We start from the raw sequence: 23,119 nt of genomic DNA, 5'->3' as shown, positions 1-23,119 counted from the left end.
GCGGGTGCGGTGACACCGGATGTACCACGGTACCGGGCGGCTCCATCTTATGGGCCCGGTACGCCTTTCCCCGCCGTCTGGCGGGATTGCGCTCGGGTCGAGTCTTAGGCCTGGTTGCCGAAGATCTCGATGGAATCGCCCTCGGCCACGGTGATGACGGCCTTCTTCCAGGAGCGGGTCTGGCCGGCGACGTAGCGCACGCGCTTGGTCTTGGGCTTGACGCGCAGGGTGTTGACGCGGACGACCTTCACGCCGAAGATCTCCTCGACAGCATCCTTGATCTGGTACTTGTTGGCGTCCTTGTGGACCTCGAACGTGTACTTGTTCTGCTCCATCTCAGAGTAGGAGCGCTCGGACACGATGGGGCGGATGATGATCTCGTGAGCGGTCATTTAAGCGAGCACCTCCCCGAAGTGAGTCGCGACGTCGGCGGGCATCAGCAGCGCACCGTTGTTGATGAGGTCATAGGTGTTGGCCTCGGACGGCGTGATGATGAACGTCTTGGGGATGTTGCGGAACGACAGGTAGGCGTTGATGTCGTCCTCGCGCACGATGATCGTGAGGCGCTTGCCCTCGAGGCCCAGGTTCTTGAGCAGGGCGACGGCGGCCTTGGTGGACGGCTTCTCGAAGCCATAGTCGTCGACGAGGACGAGCTCGTTGTCGCGCACCTTCGCGGAGAGCGCGGAGCGCATGGCGAGCTTGACCTCCTTGTTGTTCATACGCTTGGTGTACGTGCGGGGCTTCGGCCCGAAGATCACGCCACCGTGACGCCACTGGCCGGCGCGGGTCGAACCCTGACGGGCGCGACCGGTGCCCTTCTGGCGGTAGGGCTTCTTGCCGCCACCGGAGACCTCGGAACGGCCCTTGGTGGACTGGGTGCCCTGACGCCAAGAGGCCATCTGGCACTTGACGATGTGGTGCATGACGTGCATGTTCGGCTCGATGCCGAACACCGCGGAAGCGAGCTCGACCTCAGCGGCCGCCTTGCCCTCGCTGTTCTTTACTTCAAACTTAGACATTCTGTTCTCCTTGGTATGACGTTAGGACCAACTGGTACTAAGGGGCCCTTAGGCCATACGGATGGCGACCAGAGCGTTCTTGCCACCAGGGACAGCGCCCTTGATGAGCATGAGGTTCTGCTCGGCATCGATGCGGACAACGGTGAGGTTCTTCACGGTCACGCGCTCATCGCCCATGTGACCGGCCATCTTGACGCCCTTGAGGACGCGGGCGGGATAGGCGCACTGGCCGATGGAGCCCGGATGACGCTTGAAGTGGGAGCCGTGAGTCATAGGACCGCGACGCTGACCCCAGCGCTTGATGCGACCCTGGAAGCCCTTACCCTTGGAGGTGCCGATGACGTCGACCTTGGTGACGTCGGCGAAGTCGGCGACAGTGACGGTCTCGCCGACCTTGTGATCCTCGCCGTTCTCGACGCGGACCTCACGGAGGTAACGGACGGGCTCGACGCCGGCCTTGGCGAAGTGACCAGCCATGGGCTTGTTCACGTTCTTGGCCTTGATGTCGCCGAAGCCGATCTGGACGGCATCGTAGCCGTCGGTGGCCTTGGTTTTAACCTGCGAGACCGCGCAGGGGCCAGCCTGGATGACCGTGACGGGGACGACGTTGTCGTTCTCGTCCCACACCTGGGTCATACCGATCTTGCGGCCGAGAATCATGCTGATCATTCAATGATCCTAACTCTCGGTGGTCTTGGGACATTGCGTCCGCCCCTTGCGGACGCCCCTAGAGGACCACTACTGACGTGCGTGCTTCGAAGCTTTGCATCCCGACCGGCTCGCCCGTGCGCGGCAACCCATTCGCGCGCATACGCTGAGCAGGCAGAATCCTCCCCTATCGAGGCACAGCTTGATTAGTATACACGCGCACGGGCGTCTCCATGTTTTCTTAACATTGTTTTCGCAGGTCATCGCCGCCTGCTCGGTGTGATATCCGGTCGGGCAGGGGCTAAAACGCCCCACCGGGCCGGACGCACGGGTGCGGTGGCCTCCGGGGCGCACGGGGTGCGGCGCCCGCCGGGGCGCACGGGGTTAAAACACCCTAGGGATTATTTTACATGGCGTGTGTTTCTACACACGCCATGTAAAATAATCCCTAGGGTGTTTTAACCCCGTGCGCCCCGGTCCAACGGAGTGGTTGAGCCCCTCAATCCTGGTTGATGATGGCGGTGTTGGTAAACGTGCGCACGGTCGCGTCGAACTCGAACACGAGGATGCAGCAGTTCCCGAGCGGTACGTCCTGATCGCAGACGGCCAAGTGCTCCCATGCGCGCTTGAACTGCAGGGTCGCCGACCCGTGGCTCACCGCGAGCACCCGCGCGTCGTCGTCCACCTGCGCCATGATATCCGTCAGCGCGCCGACGATGCGCTCCCGCAGGACGCGACTCCCCTCGCCGCCGTAGGGCACGAGCGCCTCGCCCGGATCCCACAGCTCGCTGGGAACCTCGCTTGCCGGGCCAGACTCAAACGGACCGTAGCAGCGCTCCTGAAGATCCTCGACGAGCTCCACCTCGGGCACAGACGCACCAGCCGTCTGCAGGTCATTGCGTACGAGCTCGGCGGTGGTGCGGGCGCGTCCCAGCGGCGAGGAGCAGATGCGATCGAGCCGCACGTCCTGCTCGATCAACCACGCCGCGGCACCGTGAGCCTGTTCGACACCGAGCTCGGTCAGCGGCGCATCGCAACGACCCTGCACACGCCGCTGCAGGTTGAACTCCGTCTGTCCATGTCGCAACAGAAACAGCCTCGACATGCCTCTCCCCATCTCATCATCAACCACAGTCTTGCCGTCCCATTTTATGCCCATGGGTTTGTCTCATAAACAACCCTCTATCTGAGACAAACCCGTGGGCAAAAATCGAAGCCCCTCAGCAATGGCAACCGCCTGCCGCAAACGCGGCCGAAGGGCAACAACCCACCCCATCCGCCCGGCGACCCTAAGGGCCGATACGCAGGAAGCCCCGGGGTGCTTCCAAAGCGAACCGTTTGAGCGCCTTCAGGCGCGATCGGTTCGCGTGGAACACCCCGGGGCTTCCGGACAGTGCGTTAGGACCTTATCGCCTACAGCTTGATCTCGATGTCAACGCCGGCGGGCAGGTCGAGGCGCATGAGCGAGTCGACGGTGCCGCTGGTGGGGTCGAGGATGTCGATGAGGCGCTTGTGGGTGCGCATCTCGAACTGCTCACGGGAGTCCTTGTCCACGTGCGGGGAGCGGATAACCGTGTAGAGGTTGCGCTCGGTGGGCAGGGGGATGGGGCCGGACACGCGGGCACCGGTCTTCTGAGCGGTGTCGACGATGAGCTTAGCGGACTGGTCCACGACCTCGTGATCATAGCCCTTGAGGCGAATCCTGATCTTCTGGCTAGACAACGTTACCTCCAAATGGAATGCGAGGACGCCCTCGCGATGAAACTAGTACGTGCGAGGGGGCCTTAGGCGTTGCCGCCGGCCTTGGAGACGACCTCGTCCACGATGGACTTGGGCGCCGGCTCGTAGGAGTCGAACTGCATGGTGTAGGACGCGCGGCCCTGGGTCTGCGAACGCAGGTCCGTGGCGTAGCCGAACATCTCGCCCAGCGGCACCTTGGCGCGGATGAGCTTGGTGTTCTTGCGGTCCTCCATGCCCTCGATCTTGCCGCGACGGCCGGACAGGTTGCCCATGACGTCGCCCATGTACTGCTCGGGGGTCTCGACCTCGACAGACATGATCGGCTCGAGCAGCTGCGGGTCGGACTTCTTGAGAGCGTCCTTGATCGCCATGGAGCCGGCGATCTTGAAGGCGGCCTCGGAGGAGTCGACCTCGTGGTAGGAGCCGTCGAACAGGGTCACCTTGACGTCCAGCACGGGGAAGCCGGCGATGACACCGGTCTGCAGCGCCTCCTGGATGCCCTTGTCGATCGAGGGGATGTACTCCTTGGGCACGACACCGCCGACGATGGCGTTGACGAACTCATAGCCGAAGCCCTCTTCCATCTTCTCCAGCTTGATGACGGCGTGGCCGTACTGGCCGCGGCCGCCGGACTGGCGGACGAACTTGCCCTCGGCGCGGTCGACGTCGTGACCAGCGGTCTCGCGGTAGGCAACCTGGGGCTTACCGACGTTGGCCTCGACCTTGAACTCGCGGAGCAGGCGGTCGACGATGATCTCGAGGTGCAGCTCGCCCATGCCGGCGATGATGGTCTGGCCGGTCTCGTGGTTGGTGGACACCTGGAAGGTCGGGTCCTCCTCGGCGAGCTTGGTGAGCGCGAGGCTCATCTTGTCCTGCTCGGCCTTGGTCTTGGGCTCGATGGCGATGTCGATAACGGGCTTGGCGAACTCCATGGACTCGAGCACGATCTCGTGGCCCTCGGCGCACAGGGTGTCACCGGTGGTGGTGTTCTTGAAGCCCACGGCGGCGACGATGTCGCCGGCGGCGCAGGAGTCGCGGTCGATACGCTCGTTGGCGTTCATCTCGAGGATGCGGCCCAGACGCTCGCGCTGGCCGTTGGTGGCGTTCACGACATAGGAGCCGGACTCGGCCTGGCCGGAGTACACGCGGAAATAGGTGAGCTTACCGACGTAGGGGTCGGTCATGATCTTGAACGCGAGCGCGGAGAACGGCGCGTCGAAGTCCACCGGACGGGAATCCTCCTCGCCGTTGTCGGGGTTGGTGCCGACGATAGCGGGGATGTCGAGCGGGCTCGGCAGGTAGTCGACGACGGCGTCGAGCAGCTCCTGGACACCCTTGTTCTTGTAGGCGGAGCCCACGAGAACCGGGTTGAGCTCGTTGGAGAGGACGCCCTTGCGGATGGCGGCCTTGAGCATGTCGACAGGGATCTCCTCGTCCTCGAGGATCATCATCATGAGGTCGTCATCATAGTTGGCGGCGGCATCGAGCAGCTCGGCGCGCTTCTCCTCGGCGATCTCGGCGAACTCGGCGGGGATCTCGTCCATCGGCTCGGGGTAGGTCATGCCCTTGTCGTCGGCCTTGAAGTCCCATGCGGTCATGGTGACGAGGTCGATGACGCCCCAGAAGTTGTCCTCAGCGCCCATGGGGACCTGGATGGCCACGGCGTTGGCGTCGAGGCGATCCTTCATGGTCTCGATGGCGTTGAAGAAGTCGGCGCCGATGCGGTCATACTTGTTGATGAACGCGATGCGGGGGACGTTGTAGTTGTGAGCCTGACGCCACACGGTCTCGGACTGCGGCTGAACGCCGGCGACGGCGTCGAACACCGCGACAGCACCGTCGAGGACGCGCAGGGAGCGCTCGACCTCGGAGGTGAAGTCCACGTGACCCGGGGTGTCGATGATCTGGATGCGGTAGGTCTTGTCGTCCTTCTTCCAGAAGCAGGTGGTTGCCGCGGAGGTAATGGTTACGCCGCGCTCCTGCTCCTGAACCATCCAGTCCATGGTGGCAGCGCCCTCGTGCACCTCGCCGATCTTGTGGGTCTTGCCGGTGTAGTACAGGATGCGCTCGGTGGTCGTCGTCTTGCCGGCATCGATGTGGGCCATGATGCCGATGTTACGGGTTTCGGACAGCTTGTACTTAGGCTTAGCCATGAAAATCTATCCTTCCTGGATGTTACCAGCGGTAGTGCGAGAACGCGCGGTTCGCCTCGGCCATCTTGAAGACGTCCTCGCGACGCTTGACGGAAGCACCCACGCCGTTGGAGGCGTCGATGATCTCGTTGGCGAGACGCTCGGCCATGGTCTTCTCCTTGCGGGCACGCGCGAAGTTGACCATCCAGCGGATGGCGAGCTGGGTGGCACGACGGGAGTTGACCTCCATGGGCACCTGGTAGGTGGCGCCACCGACGCGCTTGGGCTTGACCTCGAGGGTCGGGCGGACGTTGTCCATGGCCTTCTTGAAGACGGCCAGGGCGTCCTGCTCGGTCTTGGCGGCGACCATGTCGAACGCACCGTAGACGATGCGCTCAGCGGTGGCCTTCTTGCCGTCGAGCAGGATCTTGTTGATGAGCTGGGTCACCAGGCGGTTGTTGTACACGGAATCCGGCTGGATCTCGCGATGAAGATTCTTAGTCTTGCGACGAGGCATAGTGTGTTTCTCCTCTGGTATCGGTTCGCATCGCGCGGCGGGCTCATGCGGCCCGGCGGATGCGCTCAACGGTTTTGATCAGACCTGATGCTACTTCTTGGGGCGCTTGGCACCGTAGCGCGAACGAGCCTTCATGCGGTTGTTCACGGGAGCGCAGTCGTAAGCGCCGCGGATGATCTTGTAGCGGACACCAGGGAGGTCGCGGACGCGGCCGCCGCGGACGAGCACGATGGAGTGCTCCTGCAGGTTGTGGCCCTCACCGGGGATGTAAGCGGTGACCTCGATGCCGTTGACCAGGCGAACACGGGCGACCTTGCGCAGAGCCGAGTTCGGCTTCTTGGGGGACGTGGTGAACACGCGGGTGCACACGCCGCGCTTCTGCGAGTTGTGCTGCAGAGCGGCGTTCTTGGACTTGGCCGGCTTGGACTTGCGGCCCTGACGAACCAGCTGGTTAATAGTAGGCAAAGCGTACTCCTTCTCGAAATGATTCCAGCTTTATACAAAGTGCAACGGCTTGAATCGAGGCGTCAGCATCCACCTTCGAAACACGCAGTTCGATAGGGTACGCGCGGGGGGCAGCGGTGTCAACAGACCACGCGTCCGGGCGTATCCTGATTTTGGGCCGATTGCGCGAAATCTCCACATGCCCATCGCGCGGGATGCTCAGTCGCACGATACGGCAGCGACCTGCGCGTGCGGTGCGCGCTTCGCGATGCCTGCACGTAGCCGCAGACGGGGGTCGGCTCTTTTGCGCCTCCAGCGGGCCTGCCTGTCTGCACGCCCCAACGCCGACGCGCCTATAATGGTGCAATCCGTATCCACCCGGCACCGTGCTCCGTATGCGCGCGGTCGCCGCACGAGGAGGTTTCGCATGAGGGTCATCATCCCCGTTGAATCCGAGCAGGGCCTGGCCGCCCCGCGCTCCGGCCACTTCGGCCATGCCGCCTACTTCACCATCGCCACGATCGAGAACGGCGAGGTCACGTCCGTCGAGACCATCAAGAACGTCGACCACGATCAGTTCGGCTGCGGCGGCGTCATCGACTTCGCGCTCTCGCAGAACGTCGACGCCATCATCGCGACCGGCATGGGCATGCCGCCCTACAGCCGCTTCACCGCCGCCGGCGTCGCGGTGTATGCCGAGCGCGAGACCCCGCTTGCCGGCGACGTGCTCGCCAAGTTCCTCGCGGGCGAGGTTGCGCTCATGGATCCCAACGCCGCCTGCCGTCACTAGGCTTGCGGTTTGCACACAGCACCCATGCGGGGCGGTCGGGAGCTTTCCCGGCCGCCCCGCTTTTGGTTCGCAGGGTCGCTGCGGCAGTGCGCGCTCCGATTTGACCTCGTGGGCCCCGCGGGCAAGCGTATGCAGGACGCGCGAACGCAAAAAGCCCGCCTCGCGGGGAGGCGGGCTCATGTAAGCGCGCAAACGGTGTGTCGGCGGCCGATTAGCGACGGCGGGTGATGGTCGCACCGGCAAAGGCGACAACGGAGCTCGCGACAGCCAGACCGCCCATGAGGAGCGCAGCGTCGCCGGTCTGGGCAAGGGTCTCGCCCTCGTCCTTCGCGCCGTCAGCCTCGGCCTCGGGCTTCTTGTCGCCAGGCTTCTGGTCGCCTGCGGGCTTCTGCTCGCCTGCGGGCTTCTGCTCGCCTGCGGGCTTTTGCTCGTCGCCAGGCTTCTGCTCGTCACCAGGCTTCTCGTCGTCACCGGGTTTCTTGTCGTCCTCAGGCTTCTGGTCGTCGCCGGGCTCCTCGGTCTGCTCATCGCTCTGGGCGACGACGTAGGTCGACAGGTGCGTGGTCGTAAAGCAGACGCAGCATTCTCGATCCAGGTCTCCATGGGCGTATACGTGCCGTCGTCAGTGATGTAGTAGACCTGAGCGTCGTTGAGGGCACCGGCGTTCGCCTGATCGTAGAACGGGAGGCGCACGGTCATCGTAAAGCCGTCCTCGGACGCAATCGAAATCTTTTGACCGTCACTGTCGACAAACGAGATATCGAAGACACCCATGATCTTGTTGCCCTGCTGCTCGATGGCGGCAACGCTGTCGGTAAGCGAGCCGGACGTCTCCGTGACCTCGTCCACCTTGAGGCTGGCGCCCACACTCACCAGGTTTCCGATGGCCTCGCCGCTGCCCGTGATATCGACGGAACCGTTGACGCTGCCGTCTTCGTCCACGAAGGTCAGCCTCGTGCTTTCGGCCCTGGAATCGATGATGCTCACGGTAAAGGTGCCGGTAAGGGTCTTATTGCCCGCCAGATCCTGAATGTTGATCGTCAGGGTGACGGTACCCGTGCCGTTGACCTTGAAGCCATACCCCTCCGGATACGGCTCGGCGATGGAGGAATCAGAGGAGAAGTACTTGACATCACCGATGTTGAGGAGGTCGTCCGTGCCGTCCTCACCCGTCATCAGGTAGCTCGACTGGATAACTTGGAAGTCGGGCGCAAGGTACTTCATGTCGACGATCTGCCCGTCGGTAGGCGACAGGAACTCGATGTCCGCAACGGGTTGGTAGTGATTGACCTGGTCGAGCATGGCATCATCGCTCGAGATGTCCTTCACGGTAACATGAACCTGGACGGCCTCATCGCTGCCCTGCGCATGGAGGGTGACGGTGGTCTCGCCGCCCTTCACGCCGTACAACGTGGCAAACGAGCCGTCGGTCAGATAGGGCTCGACGCAATCCCCCGTCTGCTCCACATTCGACACGTCGACCTGCAGGCCTGAGCCCTCACCGAAAAGCTCCTCGGCGGTGAAGATGTGATGGTCGGTAATGGACGAATCGCCGCCCTCGACCGGAATGACCGAGTGGCTCTTGCCGCAGATGGGGCAGGACGAAAGCGCGTAGAGCTGCACCTCGATAGCCGTATCGGCCTGCGTCGCGACCTGATCGGTCACCTGCGGCGTGGCCTCGCTCGCCTCGGCTGCCGGCTCGCCGTCCTAGGCAAAGACCGGCATCGCCGCGAACGCACCCGCGAACGCCAGGGCGCCGACGATGGCCACGGAGGCGAAGCGCTGCTTCAAATCCATGGTGGTTCCCCTTCTCTTTCGGCGGCTCCGAACGGCACGCGCCGACCTCCGACGCGCATGCGCGTCGGCCGAACAATCAGATATATCGATTCGCTGCGTCCGGGAATGCCCGTTCAAGAAGGCGTGCAGCATCGGTCGATGCGCCGTCACAATCGGCACGCGGTGGACCGAGCAGCACATCCTGCCCGCATGAACGTCGGCACGCGCGCACGTGCGCCTCAGCGGCCGGCGCGCACGTGCGCCACGAGCGCCTCGCGCATGGCGGCGCGATGGCGGCGGCTCACGGGTAGCTCGTCGCCGGTCACCATGCGCACGTCCGTCTTCCCGAGCGCGCTCACATGGTCGAGGTTCACCAGGACGCTCTGATGGCAGCGGGCGAACGACGCCGGCAGACTCCGCTGAAAGTCGCCGAGCTTGCCGTAGACCTCCACGACCTCACCCGCCAGATGCACACGTACCCGACGCCGATCGCTCTCGAGGTAGACGATGGAGGCCGGGTCGACCACCCGCTCCGCACCACGGACATGCAGCACCAAGGGGGCGGCCCGGCGCTCGCGCAGGCGCTTGAGCGCGTGGCCGAGTGCGGCGTCGACATCCGCCGCCTGGGCCGGCTTCTTGACGAAGCTCGCGTGGTCGGTGCGATAGACCTGCGTATGGTAGCTGTCGTAGGCGCTCACGTAGACCACCTGCACTGCCGTTCCCGCAAAGACCGCCTCGACCGCATCGATGCCGGTGGGCCCCTTTGCCTCGTCACTCAGGCGAATATCGACGAACGCGATGTCGGGAAGGGCTGTCGCCACAGCGCGCTCAAGCTCATCCACCCCGCCTGCGCGCACCTCGATCGCCAGCTCGAGCCACGCCTCGCGCGCGCAAGGCGAAGCCTCGATGAGCCGAGCGAGATCGGTTGCATCCTGCGCGCTGTCATCCATGACAAGCACGGCGATACGCGTCGCTTCACTGCTGGACATAATCTCTTCCCTCTCGATCAAGCTCCCAAACCGCACTCAGGCAGAACGTGTCGCCCGAGCGCCCGTATTCGACCGCGCCCGAATGACGCCGCACCACGCCCTCCACGATCGAAAGGCCCCAGCCGTGGCGCGGCAGCTCCTCCGACCCCTCACGAGCAGCGCGTTCATGCGAAGCCGCCAAAGGCACCGCCTTCGGTAGGCAGGAGTTGCGGCACGCGACGGAAACGAACCCGTGCGCCGTGCGGGCGGACAGCTCGATCCAACGAGTGCCGGACGGCAGCGCGCGACAGGCCTCGATGGCGTTGTCGAGCGCGTTGGCGATGACGGCGCAGAGCTCGACCGCGGGGGTCGCGATATCGAAGGGCAGCTGCGCCGAGACGCTTATGCGCACGCCCGCCGCCTCCGCCTCGTCGAGCTTGGACATGATGATGGCATCCGCCGCCGGATGCTGGCACACGTGGACGCGCGGCGCGGCGAGCAGCTCGCTCGCACCGGCAAGGTGGTCGCGCGCCGCAGCCCCATCGGCATGTTCAAGCGCCTCCTCCACCCAGGACAGCTCGCGCAGCAGCTGGGTACGGATCTCACGCGCCTCAGCTGTCGCGACGGCCATCCGTTCGTCGGCACGCTTCTGAGCGACCACCTGCTCCTCAAGAAGCCGCGTGCGCTCCTGCTCGTACTCGAGGTTCTCGGCATCCCACGCGCTTCGGTACAGCGACAGATTGCCCAGCGCGCTCACGACGCCGATTGCCGAGGCCATGCAGACCGGGACTTCCCAAAAGCCGCCCGGCTGCGCGATCGTAAAGAGCGCAAGGACGCACAGAAGCTGGCTTCCCGGCAGCAGCAGATTCCCCAGGCGTCGCGTGACGGGCACATCGCGCAGGGCGTGCCACAGATAGGCGGCCGACAGCATCAGGGCTGTGGTAGAGAGTGCGACCAGCGCGCCCGCCGTGCTCACGACACCCCACCGTCCTCGATCGCCCGCTTCAGCTCGCCGACATAACGGCGTGCCTCGTCCACCTCGCCCGCGTCCACAAGCCGCGCTACCGCTGTCAGATGGTTGCGCTGGTCGTGGCGAAACCGTGCGACGGCCTCGGCGGTGCCGATCTCGTCGCGCATGAGGGCAAGATGCGCCTCGAGACGCTCTTCGAGCTCCCGTGCCCGAAGCTGCTGAGCGCGACTTTTCACCGCCCGCACGAAGGAGCGCAGGCCGAATAGCGTGGCGGCAAAGCTCACCACCGCCGCCGGAATCAGCTTCAGATGGGCGCGATAGTCCTGCACATGCCCAAACGCCGGCGCATACATGAGCGCCAGCAGCTGTGCGGCAAGCAGCAGCAGGGTCGCGACATATACCGTACCCAGCCGTCCCGTCGCCGGCGTCGCATGCGCCAAGCGGCGCGTATAGGGCGACAGCACCGCGCCCGCCGCGATGAGCGTGCCGATGTAGACGATCCGCATGAATACAAGAAACGCCGAGTCGCCCAGCGCAAGGGCACCCACCGCGTACCCCAGCTTGGTGTACACGACGGTAAGCAGCACCTCGATCGCAATTACCAGCGCCAAGATCAGCACAGCGCACAAAGCCCGAATCGCGCGGCTGGCTCTCCAAAAGAGAAAGGGCACGATCGCGAAATAGAGCACGAAGAAGAAGATATTCACCGGCACGATGTCGAGCGATACCGAGTTCTTGAGGAGCAAGACGGGAAACTGGCTGACCGTCACCATCCAAAACGCCACCGGGTAACGCAGCGGCAGGAGCATGGAGGCGAGCCACGCGACCGCAAACGAGATCGCCAGCGCGAGCATCGCGTTCAGTGCGACAAGCATCCAAACCCCCTTCTTCGGTACCGTCCGCATGCGTTGGACAACGCTACCAAAACCGTACCGCGCACGTCTCCCCTACCGGCCGGCGTGTCATCATCGGTCGCGTTTCGGTCATAGTTGGTCGCACGGTACCGCACGCCCACACTACCTCCCCGCAGGTGAGGCGTGGCAATCATCCGAACGGGCGCGACGGGAGCAACCGGACGACTCCCCCTCATATGCGGCGAGCCCGCCTCCCCTGCCGGGAAGACGGGCTCGCGTCTGCGGTCACGCGTGGTGCGCGTCCGCGTTACTCCTCGTTGTCCTCTTCGGACGCGTCGTCGTTGTCGACCAGCTGGTTCAGCAGCTCGTCGAGGGACGCCATGTCCTCGTTGATGACGCCGGGAGCCGTCTCCTTCTTGGAGGAGTCGACCGGAGCGCCGAGCATCTCCTCGTCGGAGTCGAGGTGATGGCGCGGAGCGCTCGTGCCGAGCAGGATGTCGTCCGGGCCGTCCGGGCTGAACACCATCTGCAGCAGCTGGGAGAGGTCCTCCTCGTCCGCGACGTCGTCGTTGTTGTCAAGGATGTACAGGAGGTTGTGGGCCTCCAGACCGTCGCGCAGCTCCTCGATCGCCTTGGCGCCGATGCCGTCGATGCGCAGCAGGTCCTCCTCGGACTTGCCCACCAGATCGCCGACGGTCTCGATGCCGACCTCGCTGAACTTGTTGGTCCAGCGCTGGGACACGCCCAGGTCGTCAAACAGGTACAGGCGCGCATCCTCGGCGGAGATGGTGCGGCCGTTGCGGGTGAAGGAGCCGTCGCCGCCGCCGAACTCGTCGTAGCCCGTCCAGTCGAGCTGCTGGGGCAGCTGCTCGTCGAGCTCCTTGAGCTGATCGGGCGCCCAGTCGGGCAGCGTCTTGGCGTTGGGCGAGGTGGGGCCGTCGATGTCGACGTAGCCGTCGGCCGTGCGGTAGGTGAGGCCCGCGTTGGCGTACGGCTTGAGGCCGGTGCCGGCGGGGATCTTCTTGCCCACGATGACGTTGGACTTGAGGTCGAGCAGGTGGTCGACCTTGCCCTCGATGGCGGCCTCGGTCAGAACGCCCGCGGTGCGGATGAACGACGCGGAGGACAGCCAGGAGTCAATGGAGGACGCGACCTTGAGCGTACCCAGGATGGCGGGCTCGGCAGCCGGCGCGGTGCCGCCCCGACGGGCGACGCGCTCGACCTCGTCGGCGAACTCGTAGCGGTCCACGTACTGGCCGAGCAGGTACTTGGAATCACCGGGGTTGGTGATCTGGACGCGGCGCAGCATCTGGCGGGCGATGACCTCAATGTGCTTGTCGTTGAGGTCGACGCCCTGGCTGGTGTAGACGTCCTTCACGCTCTCCACGAAGGTGTGCATCGTGGACTCGATGTCGGTGAGCTTGCGCAGGTTGCGGAAGTTCACGAAGCCCTTAGTGATCTGGTCGCCGGCGCGAACCGTGCAGCCGTCCTCGATGCCGGGCATGAAGCGGACCGACGCGGGCACGCGCTTCTCGTCGAGGATGCGGCTGGCATCGTCGACGTCGGTGATGGTGAGGACGTACTCGGACTTCTCGGGCTTGATCGAGAGGTTGCCGGAGTACGGCGCCAGGTCGGCCTCGCGGCCCAGGATCTTCTCGTTGACGTTGCCGACGACGTCGAACATACGGCCGACCGTCGGCAGGCCCTGGGTGATGTCGTCGACGCCCGCGACGCCGCCGGAGTGAATGGTACGCATCGTCAGCTGCGTACCGGGCTCGCCGATGGACTGGGCGGCGATGATGCCGACCGCGGTGCCGATGGCGACCGGACGACGGGTGGACAGATCCCAGCCGTAGCACTTCTGGCACACGCCGTACTTGGAGCGGCAGGTGAGCAGCGCGCGCAGCTTCACCTTGGAAAGGCCGGCGTCGACCATCTTCTTGAGGTCGTCGACGCTCTCGATGTACTCGTCGGCGTGGAACAGCACGGTGCCGTCGGGGGCGACGACGTCCTCGATGAAGCAGCGGCCGACGAGATCGGCGTTGATGTCCTCGGTGCCGGGGATGATCAGGTTGTAGGTGACGCCCTCGGTCGTGCCGCAGTCCTCCTCGCGGACGATGACGTCCTGGGCCACGTCGACCAGACGACGGGTCAGGTAGCCGGAGTCCGACGTGTGGGACGCGGTGTCGACCAGGCCCTTACGGGCGCCGTAGGTGGAGATGAAGTACTCGAGCGGCAGCAGGCCCTCGCGGAAGTTGGCCTTAATGGGAAGGTCGATGGTCTCGCCGGACATGTCGGCCATGAGGCCGCGCATGCCGCCGAGCTGACGCAGCTGGGTCTTGGAGCCACGGGCGCCGGAGTCGGCCATCATGTAGATGGGGTTCTCCTCGTCGAACATGTCGAGCATCTTGGACGCGACCTCGTCGGTCGCAGCCGTCCACTCGTTGACGACCTCGATGTGGCGCTCCTGCTCGTTGATGAAGCCGTCCTCGTAGTACTCGTTGATCTGGTTGACGCGCTTCTGGGCGGCGTCGAGGATCTGCGGCTTGTCGTCGGGGATCAGGGCGTCCCACAGCGAGATGGTCAGGCCGGCGCGAGTCGCGAAGTGGAAGCCCGCGTACTTGATGGCGTCCAGGATCGGACCGACCTCGGCCTGCGGGTAGCGGTCGCAGCAGGCGGCAACGAGCTTGGAGACGTCGCCCTTGACCATCTTGTAGTTGATGAACTCGTAGTCGGCGGGCAGGCACTGGCGGTTGAAGATGATGCGGCCGATGGAGGTCTCGAAGCGCGCGGTCTTGCCGCCGGTCACGTCGTACTCCACCACGTCGTCGCGGCCGTTCATGACGCGGAACAGCTTGCGGCCGTCCTCGGTGAACACGTTGGCCTCATCGGCGCTCACGCGCACGACGATCTTGGCCTGCAGGTCGACCTCGGTACGGGCGTCATAGGCGTTGAGCGCGTCGTCGAAGCTGGCGAACACGTGACCCTCGCCGGACAGGCCGTCGCGGACCTGGGTGAGGTAGTACACGCCGATGATCATGTCCTGCGACGGGACGTTGACGGGCTTGCCCGACGCCGGCGAGCGCAGGTTGTTGGCGGACAGCATGAGCACGCGGGCCTCGGCCTGGGCCTGCTGGGACAGCGGCACGTGCACCGACATCTGGTCGCCGTCGAAGTCCGCGTTGAACGGGGCGCAGACGAGCGGATGCAGGTGGATGGCCTTGCCCTCGACGAGCACGGGCTCGAAGGCCTGGATGGACAGGCGGTGCAGGGTCGGGGCGCGGTTGAGCAGCACCAGACGGCCGTCGATGACCTCTTCCAGGATGTCCCACACGAAGCTGGCGGAGCGGTCGATGGCGCGCTTGGCGCCCTTGATGTTCTCGACCTTTCCGAGCTCGACCAGGCGCTTCATGACGAAGGGCTTGAACAGCTCGAGCGCCATGGTCTTGGGCAGACCGCACTGGTGCAGCTTGAGCTTGGGGTCGGTCACGATGACGGAACGGCCGGAGTAGTCGACGCGCTTACCGAGCAGGTTCTGGCGGAAGCGGCCCTGCTTGCCCTTGAGGGCCTCGGCGAGCGACTTGAGCGGACGGCCGCCACGGCCGGACACCGGGCGCCCACGGCGACCGTTGTCGAACAGGGCGTCCACGGCCTCCTGGAGCATCCGCTTCTCGTTGTTCACGATGATCGCGGGGGCGTCCAGGTCGAGCAGGCGCTTCAGGCGGTTGTTGCGGTTGATGACGCGACGGTACAGGTCGTTCAGGTCCGAGGCGGCGAAACGGCCGCCGTCGAGCTGCACCATCGGGCGCAGATCGGGCGGAATGACCGGGATGACGTCGAGGATCATGTTCGCGGGGTCGTTGCCGCCCTTGAGGAAGGCGTCGACGACCTCGAGGCGCTTGACGGCCTTCTCGCGCTTCTGCTTCTGGCCGTCCTCGTCGGCGATGATGGCCTTGAGCTTCTCCGCCTCGCTGGGCAGGTCGATGGCCGCGAGCAGGTCGCGGATGGCCTCGGCGCCCATGCCGCCCTCGAAGTACATGGAGTAGTAGCGCTTCATCTCGCGGAACAGCGGCTCGTCGGAGATGAGGTCGCGCTCGGTCAGCTGCATGAACGCCTGGAAGGCGTCGGAGCGCAGCTGCTTCTCGTCCTTGGTCTCCTCCTCGATGTCCACGATGCCCGCGGCGATCTCCTCGGGGGTGAGGGGCTCCTCATCGGAGAACTCGTCGAAGTTCTCGGGGTTGCCCTGCTCCTTCAAGCTCTCGATCTGGCGGGCGCACTCGGCGTCGATCTCCTCGAGGTCGGCGGCCAGCTCCTCGCGCAGGTCCTCGGCGTCGGCCTCGCGGGCCTCGTAGTCGACGTGCGTGATGATGTAGCTGGCGAAGTAGAGCACCTTCTCCAGGTCCTTGGACTTGATGTCCAGAAGACGGCTCATGGGGAAGCTCGTCGGACTCTTGAAGTACCAGATGTGGCTGACGGGGGCCGCCAGCTCGATGTGGCCCATGCGGTCGCGGCGGACCTTGGAGGTGGTCACCTCGACGCCGCAGCGCTCGCATACGATGCCCTTGAAGCGGATGCCCTTGTACTTGCCGCAGGAGCACTCCCAGTCCTTGGCGGGACCGAAGATCTTCTCGCAGAACAGGCCGTCCTTCTCGGGCTTAAGGGTACGGTAGTTGATGGTCTCGGGCTTCTTGACCTCGCCGTGGGACCACGAGCGGATCTGGTCGGCGGAGGCGAGCGAGATCTTTACCGCATCAAAATCAGTAGCTTCGAAATCTGCCACAGTCAACTACTCCTTATCGGTCGTGGTAGCGGCGAACGCGTCAAGCAGGGCGTCGACCGCGTCGGCGGAGGTGTCGGCCTCATCGATGGAGGGGAGGTCGGCGAGCACGTCGGAGACGTCGGCGTCAGCGGGCGCCTCGGGTGCGGCCGGCTCGGCGTCGGCGAGCGGCTCGATGTCGAGCGCGAGCGAACGGATCTCCTTGACGAGCACCTTGAAGGACTCGGGGATGCCGGCCATGGGGACGTTCTCGCCCTTGACGATCGCCTCGTAGGTCTTGACGCGGCCCACGGTGTCGTCGGACTTGACGGTCAGGATCTCCTGCAGCACGTTGGCGGCGCCGTAGGCGTACAGGGCCCAGACCTCCATCTCGCCGAAGCGCTGGCCGCCGAACTGCGCCTTGCCGCCCAGCGGCTGCTGGGTCACGAGGCTGTAGGGGCCCGTCGAGCGAGCGTGGATCTTGTCGTCGACCATGTGGCCGAGCTTCAGGATGTAGGACGTGCCGACGGTGATGGGCTCGCGGAACTCCTCGCCGGAGCGGCCGTCGTAGAGCTTGGTCTTGCCGCGCTCGTCGAGCTGCGTCACGAACTCGGGGCGCATGTGCTCGCCGTAGCGCTCGCGGGCAAGGTTGAGCATGTTGCGGTTCGCACGGCGGATGACCTCGGCGATCTCGTCCTCGGTCGCGCCGTCGAAGACCGGCGTCGCGGTGAAGAACGGACCCGGCACGTAGGTGTCGGACTCAGCCGAGTCGGGATCCCAGCCGCAGGCGGCGGCCCAGCCGAGGTGGCACTCGAGCAGCTGGCCGACGTTCATACGGGAGGGGACGCCCAGCGGGTTCAGGATGACGTCGACCGGGGTGCCGTCGGCCATGTAGGGCATGTCCTCGACGGGCAGGACCTCGCAGATGACGCCCTTGTTGCCGTGGCGGCCGGCGATCTTGTCGCCCTGCTGGATCTTGCGGCGCTGCGCGACGTAGACGCGCACCTGCTCGTTGACGCCGGGGGCCAGATCGTCGCCGGCCTCGCGGCTGAAGCGGACCACGTCGATGACGCGGCCGTAGGCGCCGTGCGGCATCTTGAGGGAGGTGTCGCGGACGTCGTGGGCCTTGGCACCGAAGATGGCGCGCAGCAGGCGCTCCTCGGCGGTCAGCGCGCTCTCGCCCTTGGGCGTGACCTTGCCGACCAGGATGTCACCGGGGCCGACCTCGGCGCCGATGCGGATGATGCCGTCCTCGTCGAGGTTCGCGAGCATGTCCTCGGACAGGTTCGGGATCTCGCGGGTGATCTCCTCGGGACCGAGCTTGGTGTCGCGCGCGTCGATCTCGTGGCGGGAGATGTTGATGGAGGTCAGCAGGTCCTCGGCCACGAGGCGCTCGGAGACGACGATGCCGTCCTCGTAGTTGAAGCCCTCCCACGGCATGTAGGCCACGACCAGGTTCTGGCCGAGCGCGAGCTCGCCGTGATCGGTCGAGGGGCCGTCGGCCAGGGGCTGGCCCTCCACGACCTCGTCGCCCACGCGGACGAGCGGGCGGTGGTTGATGCAGGTGGACTGGTTGGAGCGCTGATACTTGGGCAGGCGGTACTCCTCCAGGCCCTCAGAGCTCTTGACGGTGATCTTCGCGGCGTCGGCGAACACGACCTCGCCGGCGTGCTTGGCCAGGGTGACCTCGCCGGAGTCGATGGCGGCGCGGCGCTCCATGCCCGTGCCGACGTACGGCGCCACGGGGTGCAGCAGCGGCACGGCCTGACGCTGCATGTTGGCGCCCATGAGGGTACGCTTGGCGTCGTCGTGCTCGAGGAACGGAATGAGGGTCGCCGCGACGGAGAGCATCTGGCGCGGGCTCACGTCCATGTAGTCGACCTCGTCGACCGGGACGTCGGCGGGCACGCCGAACGAGCCGTCGAAGTCGCGGGTACGGGCGACGATGGTGTGGGCGCGCTCGACGGCGCCCTCGGCGTCGATGGAGACGAACTCGTTGGTCGCCGGGTCGACCGGGGTGTTGGCCGGGGCGATGATGTGGTTCTCCTCCTCATCAGCGGTCATCCAGTCGATCTGGTCGGTCACGCGGCCGTTCTCGACGCGACGATAGGGGGCCTCGATGAAGCCGTACTCGTTCACGCGGGCATAGAGCGCCAGCGAGCCGATCAGGCCGATGTTGGGGCCTTCGGGGGTCTCGATGGGGCACATGCGGCTGTAGTGCGAGTTGTGGACGTCGCGGACGGCGGTGGGCACGTTGGTGCGGCGGCTGGAGCCGGACTTGTGGCCCGCCAGGCCGCCGGGGCCGAGCGCGGACAGGCGGCGCTTGTGGGTGAGGCCGGTCAGGGGGTTGGCCTGGTCCATGAACTGGGACAGCTGCGAGGAGCCGAAGAACTCCTTGATGGCCGCCACGATCGGGCGGATGTTGATGAGGCTCTGCGGGGTGATCTCGTCGATGTCCTGGGAGCTCATGCGCTCGCGCACGACGCGCTCCATGCGGCTCATGCCGATGCGGAACTGGTTGGCGACGAGCTCGCCCACGGTGCGGATGCGGCGGTTGCCGAAGTGGTCGATGTCGTCGGTCTTGAAGCCGGGCTCGCCGGCGGCCAGGGCCAGCAGGTAGCGCAGGGTGGCGACGATGTCCTCGTCGGTGAGGATGGTCACGGCCTCCTCGGTGGTCAGGCCGAGCTTCTTGTTGACCTTGTAGCGGCCCACGCGCGCCAGGTCGTAGCGCTGGGGGTTGAACAGCAGGCCCTCGAGCAGGCTGCGGGAGGCGTCGACGGTGGGCGGCTCGCCCGGACGCAGGCGGCGGTAGATCTCGATGAGGGCGTCCTCGCGGGTGAGGGCGGTGTCGCGCTCGATGGTGCGCTTCACCACGTCGGAGTCGCCGAGCAGCTCGATGATCTCGTCGTTGGTGGGGGCGATGCCCAGGGCGCGCAGGAACATGGTAGCGGACTGCTTGCGCTTGCGGTCGATGGACACCACGAGCTGGTCGCGCTTGTCGACCTCGAACTCGAGCCACGCGCCGCGCGCAGGGATGACCTGCGCCTTGTAGACCTGCTTGCCGCCGTCCATCTCGGAGGAGTAGTACACGCCGGGCGAGCGGACGAGCTGGGAGACGACGATGCGCTCGGTGCCGTTGATGATGAAGGTGCCCTGGTCGGTCATCATGGGGAAGTCGCCCATGAAGACGAGCTGCTCCTTGATCTCACCGGTCTCCTTGTTGGTGAGGCGGACGTCGGTCAGCAGCGGAGCCTGATAGGTCATGTCCTTCTCGCGGCACTCCTCCACGCTGTGCGCGGGGTCGCCGAACTGATGCTCGCCGAACGTCACCTCCAGAACGTGGTTCTGGCTCTGGATGGGGCTCGACTCACGGAAGGCCTCGCGCAGGCCCTCATCCATAAAGCGGGTGAAGGACTGCTTCTGGACCGAGATGAGGTTGGGCAGCTCCATCGCCTCGGGAATCTTCCCGAAGTTGACGCGGGTGCGCTCTGTTGCCGTTACGGCCTGTGTAGACTTCTGCACCAGGTGTTTCCTCCTTCGCGGGAAAAACGGTTGGTCGGCCGCTCGTACGCGGGACGCCCGAGCGTGCCAGTTATCGCAACCTATTAGTTTAGCAGGTGCTTTTTTCTCGGCAAGAAAAGTCTTGACTACTCGAGACATTTGGAGTAGCCAAAAAGTTCCCCTAAAAACACGCAGGTAGATACCGCTAATACGAACATATGTTCATGGGTTTTCCGTGTAGCGGCCACAAGGGACGCTCCCCGCTTACTGGCAATCGCCCGCCGTTCGCGTGAAAGCTGGCTGGCATCGCCTGTCGCCGGGCGCGGGGGCGCCGGGCGCGGGGATGTGATTTCACCCTAGGGATTTTGTTACATCGGGCAGGGTAAGCCCTGCCCGATGTAACAAAATCCCTAGGGTGAAATCACATCCCCGCGCCCACGCAAACCCCTGCCCAAATCACATCCCCGCGCCCCTCTCCCACACGAAACCCTGTCCTACGTTCACGCGTGCGGTGGGTATACTGCGGACAACGGACGGGAGGTAGCGATGTTCAGTCCCTTCAAAGACGCGCACGGAGCACCCAAGGCGCTGGCAAATGTCACCTATGCCGACCTCGATCAGCTGCACGACCTCGAGGAGGGCTACGTCCTCGAGTTCAAGCGCAGCTACTCCCCCACCGTCGCCAAGAAGATCCCCAAGATCGTCGCCTCGTTTGCCAACTCCGCGGGCGGCTGGCTCGTCATCGGCATCGCCGACGACGACAAGTCGGTCTGCCCCGTGCCGCGCCTTGCGGCCGATTACAGCCAGATCATCGGCGAGCTGTGTCGGCGCCATATCTCGCCCACCCCGCGCATCGACGTGAGATTCATCGCCGACCCCGCCGCCCCCGATCAGGGCGTCATCGTCGTCCAGGTCATGGAGGGCGACTTCCCGCCCTATGTGGCCGACGGCGTCGTCGACGTCCGCGAGGGCTCGACTTCCGGGCCGGCGGCGAGCTCCGCCCTCGTCGAGCTCTACGGAAAGGCCACGCGGCGCCGGCTGGAGGTCTCCGCGTTCTGCCGGCGCACCGTCTTCTACGCCGATCCGAGCACGCCGCTGTTCAACCTCTACATGTTTCGCATGGGCAGGCGAAGCGCCGACACCCCGTCTCGCGCAGAGATCAACGCCCATGCGGACGCCATGCGGACAGGGTTCGGCAGGCTCGGCCTCGCATGCCGCGTGCACCATGCGCACGACTCGCTCATCTTCAGCATCCCCACCCGCGACGACCCGCGTGTTCCTCATTCGGCCATCGAGCTGTTCGCCGACGAGTCGATGAAGCTGTCGGTGCCGGCCGTGTTGCTCGAAGGAGAGGCCCGCGCCGCCGCCCAGACGGAGCTGTTCGAGGCCGCCAAGCTCAATAACGACGCCGATGAGGGGCTGCGCATCATGAGCGCCGCCGACACGCTCGCGCGCGTCACGCGCATGGCCTCTGTACTCGACCGCTACGTCCGGGCGCGCGGCGTGCCGTGGGCGCAATACGCCGTGGCCTACGAGCTCGAGAACCTCGCCGGCGTCGTCCTGTGGAGCAGCGAGCCGCTCTACCGTGACTATGTCCGCGAGCGGGGTCCGCTGTTTTGCGCCACCACCGACTGCCTGTCGCGCGTGCGCTACCTGGACGACGGGGCGCATGACGCCTTCCGCGCCCGGCAGTTTGCCGGCAGCCACTTCTTCGAGGCATGCGGTCTGCCGCTGGGCTCGCCCGACAAGCGGGACAACGCCCTTGTGGACGCCCTGCTGCGCGGCGCGCACGGAGCCGCCCGGTCGTAGTTGCGCGCCCCGCAACAAAAAGAGGGGCCGCACGACGCGACCCCTCTTCGCTGTCAGATGTGATGCAGGCGCAGGCGGCCTTAGTCCTCCTGAGCGTAGAAGCTCTTGAACGCACCGAACACGACGGCAGCCAGCGCGGCGCCGACAAGCGGGGCGAAGATGAAGACCCACACCTGCTCGAGCGCGACCGTATCGCCGTTGAACGCCATCATGAGCGCCGGGCCGAAGCTGCGCGCCGGGTTCACGGACGTGCCGGTCAGAGGAATGCCCGTGATGTGCACGAAGGCGAGGGTGAGGCCGATGACGATACCGGCGAAGTGACCGGTCTTGCCGTCAGCGGTCACGCCGAGGATGGTGAGCACGAACACGAACGTGAGGATGACCTCGACGACGAACGCGCCGATCTCGGAGATGCCCGAGGTGGATGCAGCGCCGTAGCCGTTGCAGCCCAGGCCGGTCGCGGCCACGCCGCCGAGCTCGGCGCAGCTGTTGATGACGAACATGAGCGCAGCGGCGGCAACGATCGCGCCGACGAACTGGGCGATCCAGTAGCCGAACAGATCGGTCATCGAGATGCGCTTGTCAACGAACTGACCAAAGGTCACCGCGGGGTTGATGTGGCAGCCCGAAACGTTGCCGATGGCGAAGGCCATCGCGACGATGGACAGGCCGAAGGCAAACGCGATGCCCAGGTTGCCAAGGGTGGCGCCGGCGACGGCGGCGCTGCCGCAGCCGAAGAACGTGAGCACGAACGTACCGAGCGCCTCAGCGCCGTACTTCTTCATAGACATGGATAGGTTCCCTCCTTCTCGTAGCACCGCCTCGGTCCGGCGGCACAAACGGTTGGCCATTTAACCAAAGCGGACGCTTCAGGACAATCGGAAATACCGGCGTTCAACCGTCATGTGAGGGTCGCTCCACCCATCTGGAGTGCGATGGCACTGTGAATTCTGGAGGAGCTGCCAGGCGCAATCTCACCCCTGGGATTTTGTTGCATCGGGCAGGGCAGGCCCTGCCCGATGCAACAAAATCCCAGGGGTGAGATTGCGCCTCTGCTACGAAAAGAGGGGCCGCGCCGTGCAGCCCCTCTTGGCATCGATAAATTCTGGATTTCTGAACGGAGGCTCCCGCCTAGCGCTTGAGCCCGCCGCGCTCCTCGACGGCCTCCCAGAACGCGTCGGCGAAGCGCGGGTCC

General features: G+C 65.2%; 17 protein-coding genes. 3 read left to right on the top strand and 14 right to left on the bottom strand.

The features are described from left to right. Nucleotides 1–104: 104 nt before the first annotated feature. From rplW to rpsL, 8 genes are all read right to left on the bottom strand, one after another. Nucleotides 105–392, bottom strand: a complete 288-nt coding sequence (rplW, locus tag QUW00_RS08840; protein ID WP_289614015.1) for a 50S ribosomal protein L23 — start codon at nucleotides 390–392, stop codon at nucleotides 105–107. Continuing rightward, complete coding sequence (gene rplD, locus QUW00_RS08835; RefSeq protein WP_289614014.1) at nucleotides 393–1,019, bottom strand: 50S ribosomal protein L4; 627 nt, start codon at nucleotides 1,017–1,019, stop codon at nucleotides 393–395. Between the two features lie 48 nt (nucleotides 1,020–1,067). Next, complete coding sequence (rplC, locus tag QUW00_RS08830) at nucleotides 1,068–1,688, bottom strand: 50S ribosomal protein L3 (protein ID WP_235421804.1); 621 nt, start codon at nucleotides 1,686–1,688, stop codon at nucleotides 1,068–1,070. Between the two features lie 478 nt (nucleotides 1,689–2,166). Continuing rightward, nucleotides 2,167–2,772, bottom strand: coding sequence for a histidine phosphatase family protein (locus QUW00_RS08825; RefSeq protein ID WP_289614013.1), 606 nt, complete (start codon nucleotides 2,770–2,772; stop codon nucleotides 2,167–2,169). 308 nt (nucleotides 2,773–3,080) lie between these two features. After that, on the bottom strand, nucleotides 3,081–3,389 hold the full coding sequence (gene rpsJ, locus QUW00_RS08820; protein ID WP_022386569.1) for a 30S ribosomal protein S10: 309 nt from the start codon (nucleotides 3,387–3,389) through the stop codon (nucleotides 3,081–3,083). A 62-nt stretch (nucleotides 3,390–3,451) separates the two neighbouring features. After that, on the bottom strand, nucleotides 3,452–5,560 hold the full coding sequence (gene fusA / locus QUW00_RS08815; RefSeq protein ID WP_289614012.1) for an elongation factor G: 2,109 nt from the start codon (nucleotides 5,558–5,560) through the stop codon (nucleotides 3,452–3,454). A gap of 22 nt (nucleotides 5,561–5,582) precedes the next feature. After that, nucleotides 5,583–6,056 carry a 30S ribosomal protein S7 gene (rpsG, locus tag QUW00_RS08810; RefSeq protein ID WP_289614011.1) on the bottom strand — a complete coding sequence of 158 codons (474 nt, stop codon included), beginning with the start codon at nucleotides 6,054–6,056 and terminating at the stop codon, nucleotides 5,583–5,585. Between the two features lie 90 nt (nucleotides 6,057–6,146). Further along, nucleotides 6,147–6,521 (bottom strand): 30S ribosomal protein S12, encoded by a 375-nt coding sequence (gene rpsL / locus QUW00_RS08805; protein WP_289614010.1) that lies wholly within the window; start codon nucleotides 6,519–6,521, stop codon nucleotides 6,147–6,149. A 178-nt stretch (nucleotides 6,522–6,699) separates the two neighbouring features. Here rpsL and QUW00_RS09395 point away from each other — a divergent pair, with 178 nt between their 5' ends. Together QUW00_RS09395 and QUW00_RS08795 are read left to right on the top strand one after the other, a co-directional pair. Beyond that, nucleotides 6,700–7,290, top strand: a complete 591-nt coding sequence (locus QUW00_RS09395) for a NifB/NifX family molybdenum-iron cluster-binding protein (protein WP_354003419.1) — start codon at nucleotides 6,700–6,702, stop codon at nucleotides 7,288–7,290. Between the two features lie 732 nt (nucleotides 7,291–8,022). Continuing rightward, nucleotides 8,023–8,784 carry a hypothetical protein gene (locus QUW00_RS08795; protein WP_289614008.1) on the top strand — a complete coding sequence of 254 codons (762 nt, stop codon included), beginning with the start codon at nucleotides 8,023–8,025 and terminating at the stop codon, nucleotides 8,782–8,784. 521 nt (nucleotides 8,785–9,305) lie between these two features. On the opposite strand, the gene QUW00_RS08790 is transcribed toward QUW00_RS08795, so the two are convergent. The 5 genes from QUW00_RS08790 to rpoB all read right to left on the bottom strand — a co-directional run bounded on the left by QUW00_RS08790 (nucleotide 9,306) and on the right by rpoB (nucleotide 20,136). After that, nucleotides 9,306–10,055 (bottom strand): LytR/AlgR family response regulator transcription factor, encoded by a 750-nt coding sequence (locus QUW00_RS08790; RefSeq protein WP_289614007.1) that lies wholly within the window; start codon nucleotides 10,053–10,055, stop codon nucleotides 9,306–9,308. After that, nucleotides 10,042–11,010 carry a sensor histidine kinase gene (locus tag QUW00_RS08785; RefSeq protein ID WP_289614006.1) on the bottom strand — a complete coding sequence of 323 codons (969 nt, stop codon included), beginning with the start codon at nucleotides 11,008–11,010 and terminating at the stop codon, nucleotides 10,042–10,044. The genes QUW00_RS08790 and QUW00_RS08785 overlap by 14 nt, the downstream gene beginning before the upstream one ends. Beyond that, nucleotides 11,007–11,879, bottom strand: a complete 873-nt coding sequence (locus QUW00_RS08780) for a hypothetical protein (protein ID WP_289614005.1) — start codon at nucleotides 11,877–11,879, stop codon at nucleotides 11,007–11,009. The genes QUW00_RS08785 and QUW00_RS08780 overlap by 4 nt, the downstream gene beginning before the upstream one ends. 286 nt (nucleotides 11,880–12,165) lie before the next feature. Next, nucleotides 12,166–16,638 carry a DNA-directed RNA polymerase subunit beta' gene (locus tag QUW00_RS08775; protein ID WP_289614004.1) on the bottom strand — a complete coding sequence of 1,491 codons (4,473 nt, stop codon included), beginning with the start codon at nucleotides 16,636–16,638 and terminating at the stop codon, nucleotides 12,166–12,168. Nucleotides 16,639–16,644: 6 nt separating this feature from the next. After that, entirely contained in the window at nucleotides 16,645–20,136 is a 3,492-nt protein-coding gene (rpoB, locus tag QUW00_RS08770; protein ID WP_289614003.1) for a DNA-directed RNA polymerase subunit beta, read from the bottom strand. 525 nt (nucleotides 20,137–20,661) lie between these two features. On the opposite strand from rpoB, the gene QUW00_RS08765 reads away from it, so the two are divergent. Continuing rightward, nucleotides 20,662–21,924, top strand: coding sequence for an ATP-binding protein (locus QUW00_RS08765; RefSeq protein ID WP_289614002.1), 1,263 nt, complete (start codon nucleotides 20,662–20,664; stop codon nucleotides 21,922–21,924). Between the two features lie 80 nt (nucleotides 21,925–22,004). Here the strand turns inward: QUW00_RS08765 and QUW00_RS08760 are convergent, their stop codons facing one another. Then, nucleotides 22,005–22,715 carry an MIP/aquaporin family protein gene (locus QUW00_RS08760; RefSeq protein ID WP_354003418.1) on the bottom strand — a complete coding sequence of 237 codons (711 nt, stop codon included), beginning with the start codon at nucleotides 22,713–22,715 and terminating at the stop codon, nucleotides 22,005–22,007. Nucleotides 22,716–23,119: the final 404 nt, after the last annotated feature.

This window comes from Collinsella tanakaei (assembly GCF_030373545.1).
Lineage (GTDB): Bacteria > Actinomycetota > Coriobacteriia > Coriobacteriales > Coriobacteriaceae > Collinsella > Collinsella tanakaei_C.
The sequence above is the reverse complement of the archived record's forward strand: the minus strand, read 5'-3'. Positions and strand labels throughout refer to the sequence as shown.

What these genes read in the sequence shown, in the direction of transcription:
- rplW (WP_289614015.1), bottom strand. Translation starts at nt 392, where the DNA reads ATGACCGCTCACGAGATCATCATCCGCCCCATCGTGTCCGAGCGCTCC.
- rplD (WP_289614014.1), bottom strand. Translation starts at nt 1,019, where the DNA reads ATGTCTAAGTTTGAAGTAAAGAACAGCGAGGGCAAGGCGGCCGCTGAG.
- rplC (WP_235421804.1), bottom strand. Translation starts at nt 1,688, where the DNA reads ATGATCAGCATGATTCTCGGCCGCAAGATCGGTATGACCCAGGTGTGG.
- QUW00_RS08825 (WP_289614013.1), bottom strand. Translation starts at nt 2,772, where the DNA reads ATGTCGAGGCTGTTTCTGTTGCGACATGGACAGACGGAGTTCAACCTG.
- fusA (WP_289614012.1), bottom strand. Translation starts at nt 5,560, where the DNA reads ATGGCTAAGCCTAAGTACAAGCTGTCCGAAACCCGTAACATCGGCATC.
- rpsG (WP_289614011.1), bottom strand. Translation starts at nt 6,056, where the DNA reads ATGCCTCGTCGCAAGACTAAGAATCTTCATCGCGAGATCCAGCCGGAT.
- QUW00_RS09395 (WP_354003419.1), top strand. Translation starts at nt 6,700, where the DNA reads ATGCCCATCGCGCGGGATGCTCAGTCGCACGATACGGCAGCGACCTGC.
- QUW00_RS08790 (WP_289614007.1), bottom strand. Translation starts at nt 10,055, where the DNA reads ATGTCCAGCAGTGAAGCGACGCGTATCGCCGTGCTTGTCATGGATGAC.
- QUW00_RS08780 (WP_289614005.1), bottom strand. Translation starts at nt 11,879, where the DNA reads ATGCTTGTCGCACTGAACGCGATGCTCGCGCTGGCGATCTCGTTTGCG.
- QUW00_RS08765 (WP_289614002.1), top strand. Translation starts at nt 20,662, where the DNA reads ATGTTCAGTCCCTTCAAAGACGCGCACGGAGCACCCAAGGCGCTGGCA.
- QUW00_RS08760 (WP_354003418.1), bottom strand. Translation starts at nt 22,715, where the DNA reads ATGTCTATGAAGAAGTACGGCGCTGAGGCGCTCGGTACGTTCGTGCTC.